The following is a 16498-nucleotide window of genomic DNA, read 5'->3' as shown; positions in this document are numbered from 1 at the left end:
CACTCCTTAATCAAACAGACTTACTTCAGTCATGCCTTTTTTCTTAATTTCAAACTGCTGTTCAACCGCAAGGACCTCACTTCCGTTGACAATATCAAAAGTAAACTTACCTTTTTTGGTATATTCTTTCAAATCCACACTATACACATAAGAATCAACAGTCGCTTCTGCATCGTAATAATTGCCATCAAGCTTAATAGCAATATTATTGTTTTTAATCCCAACATATAGTTTAATTACCGCATGCTCTTTTGCACCTAAAGTTAACACCTTCGATGTATCAACTATAAAAGCTTCAATATTAGTCGATTTCTGTGTTATTTCTATAATTGGTACTGCAACTTCTTCTATAGATGCCCCGCCATGCACCTCGACATTAGCACGCCTACTTCCTTTAAAGCGGTCATAATTAGCTAGAACCCAAAAGCCAGATTCCTCTATTGCAAAATCAGGTTTACTGTCAATTTCACTAATTCTGCAACATCTTCCGGAATGCTCACCTTTTGTTGCCATGCTCCACACATTCTCTGTTCCATGAAGTACGGCAAGTCGGCTAGCACCATGGTCTGAAATGATAATCGCCTTGCTATATTGACCACCAAACACGCTCGCCTGAATTTGCTTCAGCAAATCATCAATTACTTCCAATTCTTTGATCAGGTAAATAGGCGTTTTCTCTTTTTCGTAATCGAAACTATTTTCTCCATGATGCTTGATTTCGTCCAAATCTTTAACATCAGAAATAGGACAGCCCGCCAAGGTAAGCGTTTCAACAAACTCTTTGTTATACTCCGTCAATGAAGGTAACTCGCATCTAGCACATATAATATTTACCGAAAGATTATATTCATTGCACTTTTGCTGAATGAATCCAAGATACTCTACACCTAGAGCATCAATGAAAAATGCCCGTGAATTTTGCATATCCAATTTATCAATATACGATGTACGTGGTTTTAACAATGTTACAAACTCCATTTTTGTTGACTGTTCATTAACAACAACTTCAAACGATGGGAGAATACGATTAACAACCTTTTGATACTTGTATGTTTCAAAATAACTATCCAAAAGTTCGTTTTTGAAATGGAACTTTGAAAGATAGCTTGCCAAATCTGGATAAACATTATTTAAAATAGAAATCAATTCTTCCCGTGTATAGTTTGAACCATATGTATCAAGCCAAGCAATAATTTTTTCCTTTTCAGGTTGTGTTAAATCAGTCAAATAAAAAATTGCATTTTCCTCTTTAACTGACACAACCTTGCAAAAGTCAATAGTCATCGAAAGAGAATTCTCTAACATTCTAATAAGTTCTTTTCTTTGCATATATAAATCTTTGAATTTCTCGTTTTGCCAATCCAAAGTAAGAATCGTACGAAAAATAGATTTAATTAACTCATCTGAATTTGAAGCTCTATTTGCAGCAAGCTGCAAGTATTCGTTATCCTTAATACCACAGATAGAAAGTGCCACAAAATACAACCATTTCTTTTGCTTATCAAAAAGTTCATATCCTATTATTGCATGGGTAAGGTTACTTTCAGAGCCAAAATTTTCTGCAATAACAGAACTCCAATTCCCACATTTTCCCATACGTTGGAGCACATAATTCCACTGTTCTGCACTTCCCAAATATCGCGGCACAATGCTTGTCCTCGAATCTTTATCACAAAGAATATCATATCCATTGTTTAACTGTGTAATATGATAAAGCGTCTCTGAGAAGAAACTCCTATCAACCTTCGTAGCAATATATGCACTGTCATATCTACAATTTTCAACAATATATCCTATCTTTTGAATCCCTTGATAAGAACCCGGAAAGATACCAGCAAGCGTTGGCGCTATAAAACAAACATCACATACACTATCTGCATTTCCATCAACAACAACTAGTCTACCGCTTTCCTTAATTCTAGGGTCTGAAAAATTTAAAAATTTCTTGCATTGATAAGTAATAATTACAACATGACCTGAAATATTACTTGTAATCATATTTTTAAGAGTCTTTCTTATGGTTTCTTCTCCCAAAAGCATTAAAAAGCCGGTTATTCCAGAAATGAATGTGTTGCCACTGTTGTTTGATACAATATCATACAATTCATCCAATTTTATAATACCATCTTGACTGCAAAGTTCTTCCATTGACGGGAACTTATTTTCTCCAATCTTAAAGAAGTCAACTATCTCAGACAAATCTGTTTTTGTTTGAACATCTACAATCAATGCCCATTTTTTTGTTGAGTTCAAATAATTCTGTATTCTTTTTTTAGCATCATCCAGATTCATACAATGTCCTCCGAATTACTTGTGTTCCTTTATAATTTCCAAGCCAACAATAAGGTTGTCCTCAATCAGCTTCTTCAGATATTCCTTTACCTGTTCAGCCGGCATATCGTCAATTACTTTCTTTGCTTTACCATAGCCAGATTCAACGTATTTAGCCTTAGACAAAGTTCTAATTCTATTAGTAACCTCTTTACTCCCAAGCCAGTGATACGGCGAATCAGAAACATGACTGTGAAGATAATTCTTTACCGGTTCTACATCATCAAACAATACAGAGGAATCTCTTAAAAATGTTTCTTTAAATGCCTTATCTCTTTCATATTTACTATTTAAATTATCCACATAAGACATTTTGTTTATATAATCTTCAGCAGTTGCAATAGATCTTTCATCCTTCGTTTTAGAATTGATAAATCCAAATACCTTTCTTGCAATAACCACTTCATCTTCAGGAACCATAGCAAGAATTGGCATATAATATTTGTTAGACCATGCATACGGTGAATCGGTTCCAGTTAAGTCTTTCCATTTTTTTCTTAACTGAGTATATTTCTGTGCATTCTTATATGCTGTAACTGCCTTTTGAACCTTACCCGTGTACTTATCAGGCTCTAACAAAGCTGACGTTAGATAACGATACTTTTGAAAACACTGGAAAATCAAGGTTTTTCGAGCGACGGACAAGCAGGGTATTGTACTAAAAACTGAATACGACGCAGAAGCGGCGTTTCTTACTCTCTACATGGGAGAACAGGAACGCCGCTTTTTTCATGCCCTTTGTTACGCAGTAGGGGCAGAAAAAGCCTTGCTACAAGCGGTTTTCCGGGCGCGTATCTGGCGCGGAAAGGGATTTATACCTTATCCCCCGAAACCGCGCTTCTACTGCGTAACAAATCCAAAGCAAAGGAGCTATGAACTATGGCAGTTTTCAGAGTGGAACGAAACAAGGGCTATACCGTAATGAGCAACCACCACCTACGCAACAAGGAGCTTTCCCTAAAGGCAAAGGGGCTGTTGTCGCAAATGCTGTCACTCCCCGAAGATTGGGACTACACCTTGAAAGGCTTATCCCTTATCAACCGGGAGAAGATAGACGCTATCCGCGAAGCCATTAAGGAGCTTGAACGCGCCGGGTATATCGTCCGTTCAAGGGAGCGCGACGAGAAAGGACGCTTGCGGGGCGCGGACTATGTGATATTCGAGCAGCCGCAGCCGCCTACGCCGGATTTACCTACATTGGAAAATCCAACATTGGATAATCCAACACAGGAAAAACCTACATTGGAAAAACCTACGTTGGAAAATCCAACGCAATTAAATAAAGATATACAAAGAACTGACTTACCAAAAAAAGAAAAAATAATTACTGATGAACAAAGTACCCATTCCATTCCTATCCTTTCCCCTAACCCCTCTCCTTGCAGAGAAGCGGCTACGCCGCCGGAACGGAAAGGAACGGAAGCGACAGCACAGAGCGCAGTTGATATATACCGGGAAATCATCAAGGACAATATCGACTACCACATTCTCAAACAGGACATGAAGTTTGACAGTGACAGGCTTGACGAGATTGTAGACCTCATGCTTGAAACCGTATGCACCGCCAGAAAGCGGGTACGGATTGCGGGGGACGACTACCCAGCAGAGCTTGTGAAATCTAAGTTTATGAAACTGGACGGCGAGCATATCCGCTTTGTGCTTGACTGTATGCGGGAGAACACAACGAAAATCCGCAACATCAAGCAATATCTGAAAGCAGCCCTTTTCAACGCCCCGTCCACTATCGGCAATTATTACACTTCCCTTGTCGCCCATGACATGGCAAGCGGCGCACTGTCACCGAAAAAGCCGCAGTACGGCGACCCGGACTATTATTCATGCAACGAGGGCGAAAGCCTGTAACCACCCACAACCACAAAAGGAGGATTTTATTATGGCACAGAAAATGACAGGAGCATTGGTATTTGACGAGCGCACCGACCGTTACGACATCCGCTTTGACTTAAACAGCTACTACGGGGGCTTGCATTGCGGCGAGTGCTTTGACGTATTCGTGCGGGGCAAGTGGAAGCCGACCCGGATTGAGTACGGCGACAACTGGTATCTTGTGGGTATCAGAGCCGAGGACTTGAACGGGCTGCGGGTGCGTATCTGACCGCCGCCCCATAAAGAAACGCGAAAGGAGGACGCGACAAATTGCAGGACGAAGTAAACGAAAAGACCATAGCCCTTTACATCAAGACCGGGAAGCTGACCGCCCAGACGCTCCAAAAGGCAATGAAAGCCATACTGTCAAAGGGAAAAAAGCAGCTTTCCAAACCGCCACAGGGCAAGCAGAGCTTAAAGCAGCTTATGAAGCAGAACGCGGGCGTTTCCAACATTGAGATTACCGAGGGCAATATCAAAGCCTTTGAGAGTACGGCGAAAAAGTACGGTATCGACTTTGCGCTGAAAAAGGACGCGACGGAAAGCCCGCCCCGCTATCTGGTTTTCTTCAAGGGGCGGGACGCGGACGTACTGACCGCAGCCTTTAAGGAATTTTCCGCAAAAAAGCTGACACAGGAGAAAAAGCCCTCAATCCGAAAGCTGCTCTCTACCCTCAAAGAAGCTGCACAGGGCAGAAACGCGGAACGGGCAAAGGTCAAGAACAAGGACAGGGAGGTATCGCTATGAAGCCGGAAATCAAGAAGCTGCTTATCCTAAATCTCCCGTATCTGCTCTTTGTCTGGCTCTTTGATAAAGTGGGCGCGGCTGTCCGGCTCTCCCCCGGCGCGGACGCAAGCGCAAAGCTGCTACATCTTGGGGACGGTTTTACCGCCGCCTTTTCCAGTATCGCGCCGAGCTTCCACCCGGCAGACTTAGCTTTAGGCATTGCGGGGGCGGTCATTGTCCGGCTGATTATCTACACCAAAGGCAAGAACGCGAAGAAATACCGCCGCGGGACAGAATACGGTTCGGCGCGTTGGGGCGGGGCTGACGACATAAAGCCGTACACCGACCCGGTATTTGAGAACAATATTCCCTTAACACAGACGGAACGGCTCACCATGAACAGCCGCCCGAAGCAGCCGAAATACGCAAGAAACAAAAATATCCTTGTAATCGGCGGTTCCGGCAGCGGCAAGACCCGGTTCTTTGTGAAACCGTCGCTCATGCAATGTACGTCAAAGGATTTTCCAACGTCGTATATCGTCACTGACCCGAAAGGAACACTGATTTTGGAAACCGGGAAAATGTTACAGCGGTACAAATACCGTATCAAAGTGCTAAATACGATTAACTTCAAAAAATCCATGAAATACAATCCCTTTGCCTATCTGCGGAGCGAAAAGGACATTTTGAAATTAGTCAATACCATTATCGCCAACACCAAAGGCGACGGGGAAAAATCCGGCGAGGATTTCTGGGTGAAAGCGGAAAAGCTCTACTACACCGCACTAATCGGCTATATCTGGTATGAAGCCCCAGAGGACGAGAAGAACTTCACGACGCTGCTTGAAATGATAAATGCGTCGGAAGCCCGCGAGGACGACGAGGATTTCCAGAACCCGGTTGACCTCATGTTTGAACGTCTGGAAGAAAAAGACCCGGAACATTTTGCAGTCAAGCAGTACAAAAAATACAAACTGGCGGCGGGCAAGACCGCAAAAAGCATACTTATCTCATGCGGCGCGAGGTTAGCCCCATTCGACATTAAGGAGCTGCGGGAGCTTATGGAAACCGACGAAATGGAGCTTGACACCATAGGCGACAGAAAGACCGCCCTTTTCGTGATTATCAGCGACACCGACGACACCTTTAACTTTGTCGTGAGTATTCTCTACACACAGCTATTCAACCTCTTGTGCGACAAAGCAGATGATGAATACGGCGGGCGGCTTCCCGTCCATGTAAGGTGCTTGCTTGATGAATTTGCGAATATCGGGCAGATACCGAAGTTTGAAAAGCTCATAGCCACCATACGGAGCCGGGAAATCTCCGCGTCAATCATCTTGCAGAGCCAGTCACAGCTAAAGGCAATCTACAAGGACAACGCCGATACCATAGTCGGCAACTGCGACACCACGCTTTTCTTGGGCGGCAAGGAAAAAACGACGCTCAAAGAAATATCGGAGATTTTAGGCAAGGAAACGATAGACAGCTTCAACACTTCCGAAACAAGGGGGCGGGAGCTTTCGCATGGGCTGAACTATCAGAAATTGGGAAAGCAGCTTATGACGGAAGATGAAATCGCAGTCATGGACGGAGGGAAATGTATCTTGCAGCTACGCGGGGTGCGCCCGTTCTTTTCGGATAAATTCGACATAACGAAGCACCCGAAATACAAGTACCTGTCCGACGCAGACCCGAAGAACGCCTTTGACATGGAAAAGCACCTTAAACGCCGCCCCGCCATTGTCAAGCCCGACGAGGTTTTTGACTATTACGAGATTGACGCGGCAGACTTACAGGAGGACGCAGACCATGAGGAAACGTAGCGCAGAGGAAAAACAAAAGCAGCTTGAACGGTTTTTAATGAATGTTGCGGAAGCCGCCGACGCTGCATTATGGGAGTATTGGCGGGAAAAGGAAGCGGAACACCGCCGTTTTGCAACGGAGTATGTCACGCGCCGGGGGCTTATCCCGCAACAGTGACAGCATGGCAGACCGCCGGGGGACAGGGGAAGCTACACTTCCCCTACGCTGCCTGGCGGCAGCTACCCCTTTGTGAACTTGCGGGAAGCGAACACCTTGCTACGCAAGCTATTCACTTCCCGCAAGTCTGAAAAAAACGTCCGGCAGCACAGCGGGACACAGAAAGGAGCGATTGAAGCAATCACATCTATCCATACCGGCTACATGATACGCGCCCCCACTTTCCGGCGCAGTACACAGCGGCAGGAGCCGCACCCCTTACAACTGAATACCGCCGCGCCGCAGAACTTACGCAGCGCGGGGACAGCCGCCTTTACCAGAGGGCGGTTTTTTTATGCGGCGGCATATGCTGACCGCCTTTTGTCCGCTTGCCGGACAGCCGCAGACGCGGCAGAAAGGATATATTTATGGCATTTTTCAATAGCGCAGTAGACGTTTTGCAGACCCTTGTTGTAGCACTTGGAGCCGGGCTTGGTATCTGGGGCGTGATTAACCTCATGGAGGGCTACGGCAACGACAATCCGGGCGCGAAAAGCCAGGGCATGAAGCAGCTTATGGCGGGCGGCGGCGTTGCCCTTATCGGCATGACCCTTGTACCGCTGCTTTCCGGCTTGTTCGGTTAAGAAGCGCGGGTAAAGGCTTATGCAGAGCATACTTGACGCGATTAACGAATGGATAAAGGAAATCCTCATAGGAGCCATAAACGGTAATCTGTCAACTATGTTCGGGGACGTAAACGAGAAAGTCGGCACTATCGCCGCAGAGGTAGGGCAGACCCCGCAAGGGTGGAACGCAAATATATTCTCCATGATACAGACGCTTAGTGAGAATGTAATCGTACCCATTGCGGGGCTTGTCATTACCTACGTCCTATGCTATGAGCTTATCAGCATGGTAACGGAAAAGAACAATATGCACGACGTTGACACTTCCATGTTCTTCAAGTGGGTGTTCAAGGCGTTTGTGGCAGTCTACCTTGTGACGCACACCTTTGACATCACTATGGCGGTGTTCGATATGGCGCAGCACGTTGTTTCCGGCGCGGCGGGGGTAATCGGCGGCAGCACAGAGATTGATGTTGCCGCCGCCCTTGCTTCCATGCAAAGCGGGCTTGACGCTATGGAAATCCCCGAACTGCTCTTACTTGTCATGGAAACAAGCCTTGTGAGCTTGTGCATGAAAATCATGTCCGTACTGATAACCGTTATCCTCTACGGGCGTATGATAGAAATTTACCTTTACTGTTCGGTATCGCCTATCCCGTTTGCAACTATGACTAACCGGGAATGGGGGCAGATAGGAAACAACTACCTAAAATCCCTGTTCGCTATCGGTTTTCAAGGCTTCCTCATTATGATATGCGTCGGCATTTACGCGGTTCTGGTGAATAACATGATAATAGCGGACAATCTGCACAGCGCGATATTCTCCCTTGCAGCCTACACCGTTATCCTCTGTTTCTCCCTGTTCAAATCCGGCGCACTGGCGAAGTCGATATTCTCCGCGCATTAGCGGCGTGTCAAGGGCAGGGTGGAGATTTTCAGAGCGAAGCGGCGAAAATACGACCCGACCTTGACGCGGATAACCCCCATAGAATACGGGCGGGCAAAGGGCATAGATTGACCTTTGCCTTGATTACCCTTATGGAAAATTACAGCAACACCAAACCCAGAGAAAGGAGGTTTTCACTTGGCGTATGTACCCGTACCCAAAGACTTATCCAAAGTCAAGACAAAAGTAGCGTTCAACCTTACCAAACGGCAGATTGTATGTTTTGCGGCGGCTCTCATTATCGGCTTGCCGCTTTTCTTTCTGCTCAAAGACAGCACAGGCACAAGCCTTGCGTCTATGGCTATGATTGCCGTCATGCTGCCCTGTTTCCTGTTCGCCATGTATGAAAAGCATGGACAGCCCCTTGAAGTAGTGGTGAAGAACATCATTCAGACGAAATTCATTGCCCCCAAAGAACGACCATACAGGACAGACAACTTTTATTCCGCCTTAGAACGGCAGAGAAAACTTGAAAAGGAGGTATCAGCGATTGCAAAAGGAAACACGAAGAAACAGCGCGGCGGGAAGCGCAAAGCCTAACCCGCCCCGCAAGCTCACCCGCGCCGAGAAAAAGCAGATTGCGGAAATCATCAGACAGGCAAAGGGCGACGGGAAAGCGCACACCGCGCAGCAGACAATCCCCTATATACAGATGTACCCGGACGGTATCTGCAAGGTTACGGGACGGAAATACTCAAAGACCGTCGCCTTTGAAGATATTAACTATCAGCTTGCACAAGCGGACGACAAGACCGCCATTTTTGAGAACTGGTGCGACTTCCTCAACTACTTTGACGCTTCCGTTTCGGTGCAGCTCTCTTTCATCAATCAGGGGACGCAGCGGGGCGAAGCGGAAAAAGCGGTCAATATCCCGGCACAGGAGGACGCTTTCAACTCTATCCGCACAGAATACCGGGATATGCTGAAAAACCAGCTTGCAAAGGGCAACAACGGGCTTGTCAAGGCAAAATATATCACCTTTGCCATTGAAGCCGACAGTCTGGGCGCGGCGAAATCCCGCCTTGCCCGTATCGAAACGGACGTACTGAACAACTTTAAGCTCTTGGGCGTGTCTGCCCGCCCCATGACAGGCTATGAACGCCTTAAAATGCTGCATGGCATTTTCCACCCGGAGGGCGGGCAGTTTGCCTTTGATTTTTCATGGCTTGCCCCGTCCGGGCTTTCCACAAAGGACTTTATCGCCCCTTCCTCTTTCCGTTTTGGCGAGGGGCGTTATTTCCGCATGGGGCGCAAAATCGGCGCGGTTTCATTCCTTGAAATCCTTGCGCCGGAATTAAACGACCGTATCTTATCTGACATTCTGGACTTGGAAACGGGCGTTATCGTCAATCTGCATATCCACAGTATCGACCAGACCGAAGCCATAAAGACAATCAAGCGGAAAATCACCGACCTTGACAAAATGAAAATCGAGGAACAGAAAAAAGCGGTACGCAGCGGCTACGACATGGATATAATCCCGTCCGACCTTGCCACGTTTGGCAGCGAAGCGAAAAATCTCTTACAGGACTTGCAGAGCCGGAATGAAAGAATGTTCCTCTTGACGTTCCTTGTGGTGAACATGGCAGACACAAAAAGGAAACTGGAAAATGACGTATTCGCGGCGGCGGGCATTGCACAGAAGAACAACTGCGCCTTGACCCGCCTTGACTACCAACAGGAAGCGGGGCTTATGTCCTCTGTACCGCTTGGGGAGAACCTTATCCCCATTCAAAGAGGGCTTACCACGTCAAGCACCGCTATCTTTATCCCCTTTATCACGCAGGAGCTTTTTCAGACGGGCGCGGCTTTGTATTACGGCTTAAACGCCCTGTCTAACAACATGATACTCTGCGACCGCAAGCAGCTAAAGAACCCCAACGGCTTAATCTTGGGTACGCCGGGAAGCGGGAAATCCTTTGCCGCCAAACGGGAAATGACAAACGCTTTCCTCATTACCGACGACGACATAATTATCTGCGACCCGGAAGCAGAGTATTTTTCCCTTGTGCAGCGGCTTGACGGGCAAGTGATACGGTTATCGCCTACGGGCAAGGGCATTGACGGGAAGCCCCAGTATGTGAACCCTATGGATATTAACCTCAATTACAGCGAGGACGACAGCCCCCTTGCGCTGAAATCCGACTTTATCCTCTCCCTCTGCGAGCTTGTCATAGGCGGCAAGGAGGGCTTGCAGCCCGTCGATAAGACCGTCATTGACCGCGCCGTTAGGAACGTGTACCGCCCTTTCCTTGCAGACCCCGACCCGGAGAAAATGCCTATCTTGGGCGACCTCTACAACGAGCTTTTGAAGCAGCCGGAGCCGGAAGCGGCGCGTATTGCGGCGGCGTTGGAGCTGTATGTTTCCGGGAGCCTTAACGTATTCAACCACCGTACCAACGTGGAGCTGAACAACCGCCTTGTCTGCTTTGACATCAAGCAGCTTGGGAAGCAGCTCAAAAAGTTAGGTATGCTCATTGTGCAGGACCAGGTATGGAACCGCGTCACCGTCAACCGGGCAGAAAGGAAATCCACCCGGTATTTTATGGACGAATTTCATCTTCTCTTGAAAGAGGAACAGACCGCCGCCTATTCCGTTGAAATCTGGAAGCGTTTCAGAAAATGGGGCGGCATACCCACAGCCATTACGCAGAATGTCAAGGATTTGCTTGCTTCCCGCGAAGTGGAGAATATCTTTGAAAACTCTGATTTTGTCCTCATGCTCAATCAGGCGGCGGGCGACCGGGCTATCCTTGCGAAGCAGCTCAACATCTCCCCGCAGCAGATGAAATATGTCACCCACACCGAAGCGGGCGAGGGGCTTATCTTCTACGGGAACGTGGTGCTGCCCTTTGTAGACCGCTTCCCGAAAGACACCGAGCTTTACCGGGTAATGACGACGAAGCCGGAGGAAGTGGGCGAAGCATGAACGGGCTGAAAACTGACACCATCATCAACCGGGACGCGCTCTATGCCTTGCGGGAGCTTCCAGAGGAAAGCGTACACTGTTGCGTCACAAGCCCGCCCTACTATGCGCTTAGGGATTATGGGCTTGATATGCAGATTGGGCGGGAGGACACGCCGGAGCAGTACATTGACAGGCTGACCGAGGTTTTCCGCGAGCTGCGCCGGGTACTGCGTTCTGACGGTACGCTCTGGCTGAATATCGCGGACACCTACTGCGGCACAGGGAACAAGGGCTACCATGCAGACCCGAAGAACCCGAAAGGCAGAAACGGACAGCAGATTGCAAAAAACAACCGCGTTTCCGGCTGCAAACAAAAGGACTTAATCGGTATCCCTTGGCTTTTAGCTTTTGCCCTACGCGCTGACGGGTGGTATTTACGGAGCGACATTATCTGGCAGAAAGAAAACCCCATGCCGGAGAGCGTGAAAGACCGCCCTACCCGCTGCTATGAACATATCTTTCTGCTTACGAAGTCAAAGAAATATTTCTATGACGCAGCCGCCATAGCCGAGCCGTTAGCCCCCACAACGGCGGCGCGGTACCGCACCGGGCGCAGCGCGGGACAGAAATATGCGGACGAAGTACCCGGACAGGGGAAAGTACAGGGGCTTAACCGGGCGAGAAGCGGCAGCTACTACGACGAAGCCCTCATGCCGACCATGCGGAACAGGCGGGACGTGTGGCTTATCAATACCGTACCCTACAAGGGCGGGCATTTCGCCGCGTTCCCGCCAAAACTTGCCGAAACCTGTATCAAGGCGGGCTGTCCGAAAGGCGGCGTTGTGCTTGACCCCTTTTTCGGCAGCGGCACGACGGGAGCAGCCGCAAGGCAGCTTGACAGGCATTATATAGGCATTGAGATAAACGCCGAGTATTGCGCCCTTGCAAGGGCGCGGATTGGAGGGACAGAAAAATAAAACAGTATCGAGCGCGTGAGAAAGTCACGCAGAAAATGACCCGCGAGGGGGCTGTCGAGGTAAACGCCGCCACCGGGAAAAAGAAACGTATCAGCAAGCGGATAAGGGACGCGGACTTTGCAAAGACCGAAGCACCGCAGCCGCCGGAACAGGCAGCGCAGACCATACCGGGCGGCGCAGCTCCCGCGCCCACAGCCGCCGCGCCGCCGCTTCCCCATGCGCCGGGGGCAGAACGGGAACAGGACACCGCCGCAGCCGAGCGCGTCTTGGAGCGTATCGACGGGGCGCGTACCAGAAAGGCGAGCAAAAAGGCGGCGAGGAAAGCACAGGCAGAAGCCACAGCAAAAGAAAAATCTTCCCGCTTGCAGTTTACCGACGAGGAACGGGCAACGCCGGAGCTTGAAAGGTATATCCGAAAATCGGACAAAGCAGCCGACCGTCTGGACGCGGCAAAGGCGGCTATCCCCAAAGAAAAGAAACTTGTACGGGAGCGCACCTTTGATGAAGCCACCGGGAAAGGCAAGACCCGCCTACATTTTGAGGAACAGGAAAAGCCCATAGGAAGGAATAAGCCCCACAATAACCCGCTATCCCGCCCCGCACAGGAAGCGGGTATTTTCGTCCACAACAAGATACATTCCGTTGAAAAGGACAATTCCGGCGTTGAGGGGGCGCACAAATCCGAAGAACTGGCAGAGCGCGGCGCAAAGTACGGGACGCGGAAAGTCAAGGAGGGCTACCGCAGCCACAAGCTCAAACCCTACCGGGCGGCGGCAAAGGCAGAGAAAGCGGCGTTCAAGGCGAATGTGGATTTCCAGTACCATAAATCCCTACATGACAATCCGCAGATTGCGGGCAATCCCCTTTCCCGCTTCATGCAGAAGCAGCAAATCAAGCGGCAGTATGCAAAGTCGGCAAGGAAAGGCGGCGCAAAAACGGCGCAGAAAGCCGCAGAGAACACCCGCAAGGCGGCAAAAAAGACCGCCGAGGAAACAAAAAAGGCAATCGCTTTTGTAGGGCGGCACCCGGCGGGCGTATGTATCGCCGTTGCCGCGCTGCTCTTATTCATCATGGTATCGGCGGGGCTTTCCTCTTGCGGCTCCATGTTCTCCGGCTTGATGAACGGCATACTTGGGACTTCCTACACGTCGGAGGACAGCGACCTTGTGGCGACGGAAAATAATTACGCCGCAAAGGAAAACGAGCTTCAGCAGCAGATTGACAATATCGAAAGCACCCACCCCGGCTATGACGAATACCGCTATGACCTTGACAGTATCGGGCATAACCCCCATGAGTTAGCGTCCTACCTCACCGCCCTTTTACAGACCTACACCCCGCAGAGCGCACAGGCAGAACTAAACCGCGTCTTTGCCATGCAGTACACTTTGACGCTGACGGAAGAAACGGAAATCCGCTACCGCACAGAAACAAGCACAGACCCGGAAACAGGGGAAACGACCAGCGAGGAAGTACCCTACGAGTACCATATCCTCAACGTGAAGCTGACGAACAAGCCCATTTCCGAGATTGCGGAGGAACTTCTAACGCCACAGCAGCTTGAAATGTACCGCGTCTATCTGGAAACAAGCGGAAACAAGCCGCTGATTTTCGGCGGCGGCTCCCCCGATATGGGCGCGTCCGAGGATTTAAGCGGCGTACAGCTTGTAAACGGCACACGCCCCGGCAACACCGCCGTTGTAGACCTTGCGAAGCGGCAAGTCGGCAACGTAGGCGGGCGACCCTTTTGGAGCTGGTACGGATTTAACAGCCGCGTGGAATGGTGCGCCTGTTTTGTTTCATGGTGCTACAATCAAGCCGGGAAAAGCGAGCCGCGCTTTGCCGGGTGCCAGTCACAGGGCGTACCCTGGTTCCAGTCACGCGGGCAATGGGGCGCGAGGGGCTATGAGAATATCGCCCCCGGCGACGCTATCTTTTTCGACTGGGACGGGGACGGGAGCGCAGACCATGTAGGGCTTGTTATCGGGACGGACGGGGAGCGCGTCTATACCGTCGAGGGCAATTCCGGCGACGCCTGCAAGATAAAGAGCTACCCCGTCAATTACTCCTGTATCAAGGGCTACGGCTTAATGAATTGGAACTGACAACAAAAAAATGAAAATCTGAAAGGAGAAATTTATTGATGGCTATGAACAAAATTGAACGTATCGACAAGGAGATTGCAAAGACCCGCGAGAAAATCACCGAGTACCAGAATAAATTAAGGGGGCTTGAAGCGCAGAAAACCGAAGCGGAAAACCTGCAAATCGTACAGCTTGTGCGCTCCATGCGCCTTTCCCCGCATGAGCTTTCCGCTATGCTTTCCGGGGGCGGTATTCCGGGCATGGAAGCCGCGCCGGGCTACCCCGCAGAACCCGCAGACCACGACACCGAAGAAATGGAGGACACCGAGAATGAATAAGAAAATCCTTAGAACACTGACCGCACTTTGCGCCGCCCTTATGCTTTCGGGCGGCTTTTCCGTCACCGCTTTTGCACAGACCCCGGAGGGAGAGGACGACACCAACGACAGCGGCGTTGTCTACGAGGAACCCCAAAAGGAAGAACCCCTTACCCCGGACGGGAACGCGACCCTTGTAGACGATTTCGGCGGCAACAAGCAGCTTATCACCGTAACGACCAAAAACGGCAATTACTTTTATATCCTCATTGACCGGGACGACGAGGGCGAGAACACCGTACATTTCCTTAATCAAGTGGACGAAGCCGACCTCTTAGCACTTATGGAGGACGGAAGCACCGAAGCAGCCCCGCCCGCCGTTTGCAGTTGCACCGAAAAATGCGAAGCCGGAAAGGTAAATGTGAGCTGCCCCGTCTGCAAGGACAACATGACCGCTTGCAGCGGCAAGGAAGCAGAGCCGGAAACCGAGGAACCGCCGGAGCTGCCCAAAGAGAAAGGCAATGCGGGCGGGCTTGTGCTTTTCCTTGTCGTGGCACTTCTTGGCGGCGGGGGCGCGTTCTATTATTTTAAGTTTATGAAGCCGAAGCAAAACGTCAAGGGCGGCACCGACCTTGAAGATTTCGATTTTGACGACTACGACGAGGACGAGCCGGACGAGGGGGACGGGCTTTCTGATGAAGAACAGGAGGACGAGGAAGCATGACCCTGTTTACCGACAATCCCTTTGAAAAGATGATGATACAAAGACCGGGCGGGCGGCGTGACAATGCGCCGCCCGTTCCCCATTCCCCGGCTTGCGCTTCCTGTCCGTACAAAGGGCAGCTCCCTTGTGTGGGCTACTGTCTGAAACAGGTACAGGAGAAAAAGGCAAGTGAGCCGGAACGCTGAAAATGGACTTTTAATTTTCGTTTGCAACATCTATGAGATTTTCGTAATGCAAAAGTGTTATGTTATTTTCATTTTGCAGTTGGAGCTTTCTATCACGAATATTCTCAAAATCTTTACGGAGTCCGGCTATCACAGCATAGTAGATTTGATAAGGGCAATATTTGTATAATTGTCTGGGTAACTTTGTATTGGAGAATGAGTGCTTTTCCAATTCTGCTACAATTACATTCCAATTTGCAGCAATATACATTTGCCAATCCCTAACCTGTTCAATCCCTTTATTGATTACTTCCCCGAAACGAGTACCTTTTTCTTTTGTTATCCGCCCGTTGGGAGCTTCTAATTCCACAAAGACAAATTGATAACCGTCTGAACTATTACCTATGAGCAGATAATCAGCCACATAAGCCGACCCGATTTTGAACTCTGGAAAGATATAATTATCGTCATGGTGTCCTGTTCTGTAATAATGCCGTAATAAGCCAAACAAATAATTCCATGCACGATTAGAAGCTATCCAATTTAGTATAGCTCTTTCTGTTGTATCGGAAGAAGTAATCAGTTGATAAAACTCTTTTGTCGTATCATATATAGGTGTGAACCTTGAATAATGGTTGTTGGGAAATAGCGAAGTAGCACACTCAATAAAGTAATCCATTTCTTTGTTTTTACCGCGCCTGTAATGCCCGCCACGTTTTTTATTCATTGCTTCTTCCTGTTCATCAGTAGGAGCAAAAACATCGAAAGTATGTATTGATTTCATATTGTCACCTGTTTCTTATAGTAATGCTTAAAGTATAAACCAATTTCAAACCTAAAACAACC

17 protein-coding genes are annotated in these 16498 nt (G+C 48.9%); 14 read left to right on the top strand and 3 right to left on the bottom strand.

From position 1 onward, the window contains the following. Positions 1-6 precede the first annotated feature (6 nt). Together pglZ and HGO97_RS16260 are read right to left on the bottom strand one after the other, a co-directional pair. Entirely contained in the window at positions 7-2292 is a 2286-nt protein-coding gene (gene pglZ / locus HGO97_RS16265; protein WP_216243704.1) for a BREX-4 system phosphatase PglZ, read from the bottom strand. 15 nt (positions 2293-2307) lie between these two features. Further along, complete coding sequence (locus tag HGO97_RS16260; protein WP_216243702.1) at positions 2308-2910, bottom strand: hypothetical protein; 603 nt, start codon at positions 2908-2910, stop codon at positions 2308-2310. A 300-nt stretch (positions 2911-3210) separates the two neighbouring features. On the opposite strand from HGO97_RS16260, the gene HGO97_RS16255 reads away from it, so the two are divergent. The 14 genes from HGO97_RS16255 to HGO97_RS16190 all read left to right on the top strand — a co-directional run bounded on the left by HGO97_RS16255 (position 3211) and on the right by HGO97_RS16190 (position 15673). Then, positions 3211-4194, top strand: a complete 984-nt coding sequence (locus HGO97_RS16255) for a DUF6017 domain-containing protein (protein ID WP_055214162.1) — start codon at positions 3211-3213, stop codon at positions 4192-4194. Between the two features lie 31 nt (positions 4195-4225). Further along, on the top strand, positions 4226-4447 hold the full coding sequence (locus tag HGO97_RS16250) for a DUF5348 domain-containing protein (protein WP_002569164.1): 222 nt from the start codon (positions 4226-4228) through the stop codon (positions 4445-4447). A gap of 41 nt (positions 4448-4488) precedes the next feature. Then, the gene (locus HGO97_RS16245; RefSeq protein ID WP_002586631.1) at positions 4489-4965 is read left to right on the top strand and encodes a PcfB family protein; all 477 of its coding nucleotides are present in this window, start codon (positions 4489-4491) and stop codon (positions 4963-4965) included. Next, entirely contained in the window at positions 4962-6770 is a 1809-nt protein-coding gene (locus tag HGO97_RS16240; RefSeq protein WP_016289916.1) for a VirD4-like conjugal transfer protein, CD1115 family, read from the top strand. The genes HGO97_RS16245 and HGO97_RS16240 overlap by 4 nt, the downstream gene beginning before the upstream one ends. Next, positions 6757-6927, top strand: a complete 171-nt coding sequence (locus HGO97_RS16235; protein ID WP_002569167.1) for a hypothetical protein — start codon at positions 6757-6759, stop codon at positions 6925-6927. The genes HGO97_RS16240 and HGO97_RS16235 overlap by 14 nt, the downstream gene beginning before the upstream one ends. A gap of 407 nt (positions 6928-7334) precedes the next feature. Beyond that, entirely contained in the window at positions 7335-7550 is a 216-nt protein-coding gene (locus HGO97_RS16230; protein ID WP_002569168.1) for a Maff2 family mobile element protein, read from the top strand. 19 nt (positions 7551-7569) lie between these two features. Continuing rightward, complete coding sequence (locus tag HGO97_RS16225; RefSeq protein ID WP_002584320.1) at positions 7570-8439, top strand: VirB6/TrbL-like conjugal transfer protein, CD1112 family; 870 nt, start codon at positions 7570-7572, stop codon at positions 8437-8439. 177 nt (positions 8440-8616) lie between these two features. Beyond that, entirely contained in the window at positions 8617-9018 is a 402-nt protein-coding gene (locus tag HGO97_RS16220; protein ID WP_118340140.1) for a PrgI family protein, read from the top strand. Further along, entirely contained in the window at positions 8969-11407 is a 2439-nt protein-coding gene (locus HGO97_RS16215) for a VirB4-like conjugal transfer ATPase, CD1110 family (protein ID WP_118340138.1), read from the top strand. The genes HGO97_RS16220 and HGO97_RS16215 overlap by 50 nt, the downstream gene beginning before the upstream one ends. After that, entirely contained in the window at positions 11404-12363 is a 960-nt protein-coding gene (locus HGO97_RS16210; RefSeq protein ID WP_006876012.1) for a DNA-methyltransferase, read from the top strand. The genes HGO97_RS16215 and HGO97_RS16210 overlap by 4 nt, the downstream gene beginning before the upstream one ends. A gap of 35 nt (positions 12364-12398) precedes the next feature. After that, positions 12399-14468, top strand: coding sequence for a C40 family peptidase (locus tag HGO97_RS16205; protein WP_007037045.1), 2070 nt, complete (start codon positions 12399-12401; stop codon positions 14466-14468). A gap of 38 nt (positions 14469-14506) precedes the next feature. Then, a complete protein-coding gene (locus HGO97_RS16200) occupies positions 14507-14785 on the top strand; it encodes a DUF4315 family protein (protein WP_004607957.1) in 279 nt (92 codons plus the stop codon). Beyond that, the gene (locus HGO97_RS16195; RefSeq protein ID WP_004607958.1) at positions 14778-15488 is read left to right on the top strand and encodes a DUF4366 domain-containing protein; all 711 of its coding nucleotides are present in this window, start codon (positions 14778-14780) and stop codon (positions 15486-15488) included. Before HGO97_RS16200 ends, HGO97_RS16195 begins: the two co-directional genes overlap by 8 nt. After that, positions 15485-15673, top strand: a complete 189-nt coding sequence (locus tag HGO97_RS16190; RefSeq protein WP_004607959.1) for a hypothetical protein — start codon at positions 15485-15487, stop codon at positions 15671-15673. The genes HGO97_RS16195 and HGO97_RS16190 overlap by 4 nt, the downstream gene beginning before the upstream one ends. Before the next feature lie 10 nt (positions 15674-15683). Here HGO97_RS16190 and HGO97_RS16185 read toward each other — a convergent pair whose 3' ends face one another. Then, positions 15684-16436 (bottom strand): Shedu anti-phage system protein SduA domain-containing protein, encoded by a 753-nt coding sequence (locus tag HGO97_RS16185; RefSeq protein ID WP_004607960.1) that lies wholly within the window; start codon positions 16434-16436, stop codon positions 15684-15686. Between the last annotated feature and the right edge of the window lie 62 nt (positions 16437-16498).

This window comes from Faecalicatena faecalis (assembly GCF_012524165.2).
Taxonomy (GTDB): Bacteria; Bacillota; Clostridia; order Lachnospirales; family Lachnospiraceae; genus Faecalicatena_A; species Faecalicatena_A faecalis.
This window is presented reverse-complemented; position numbering and strand designations above follow the sequence as displayed.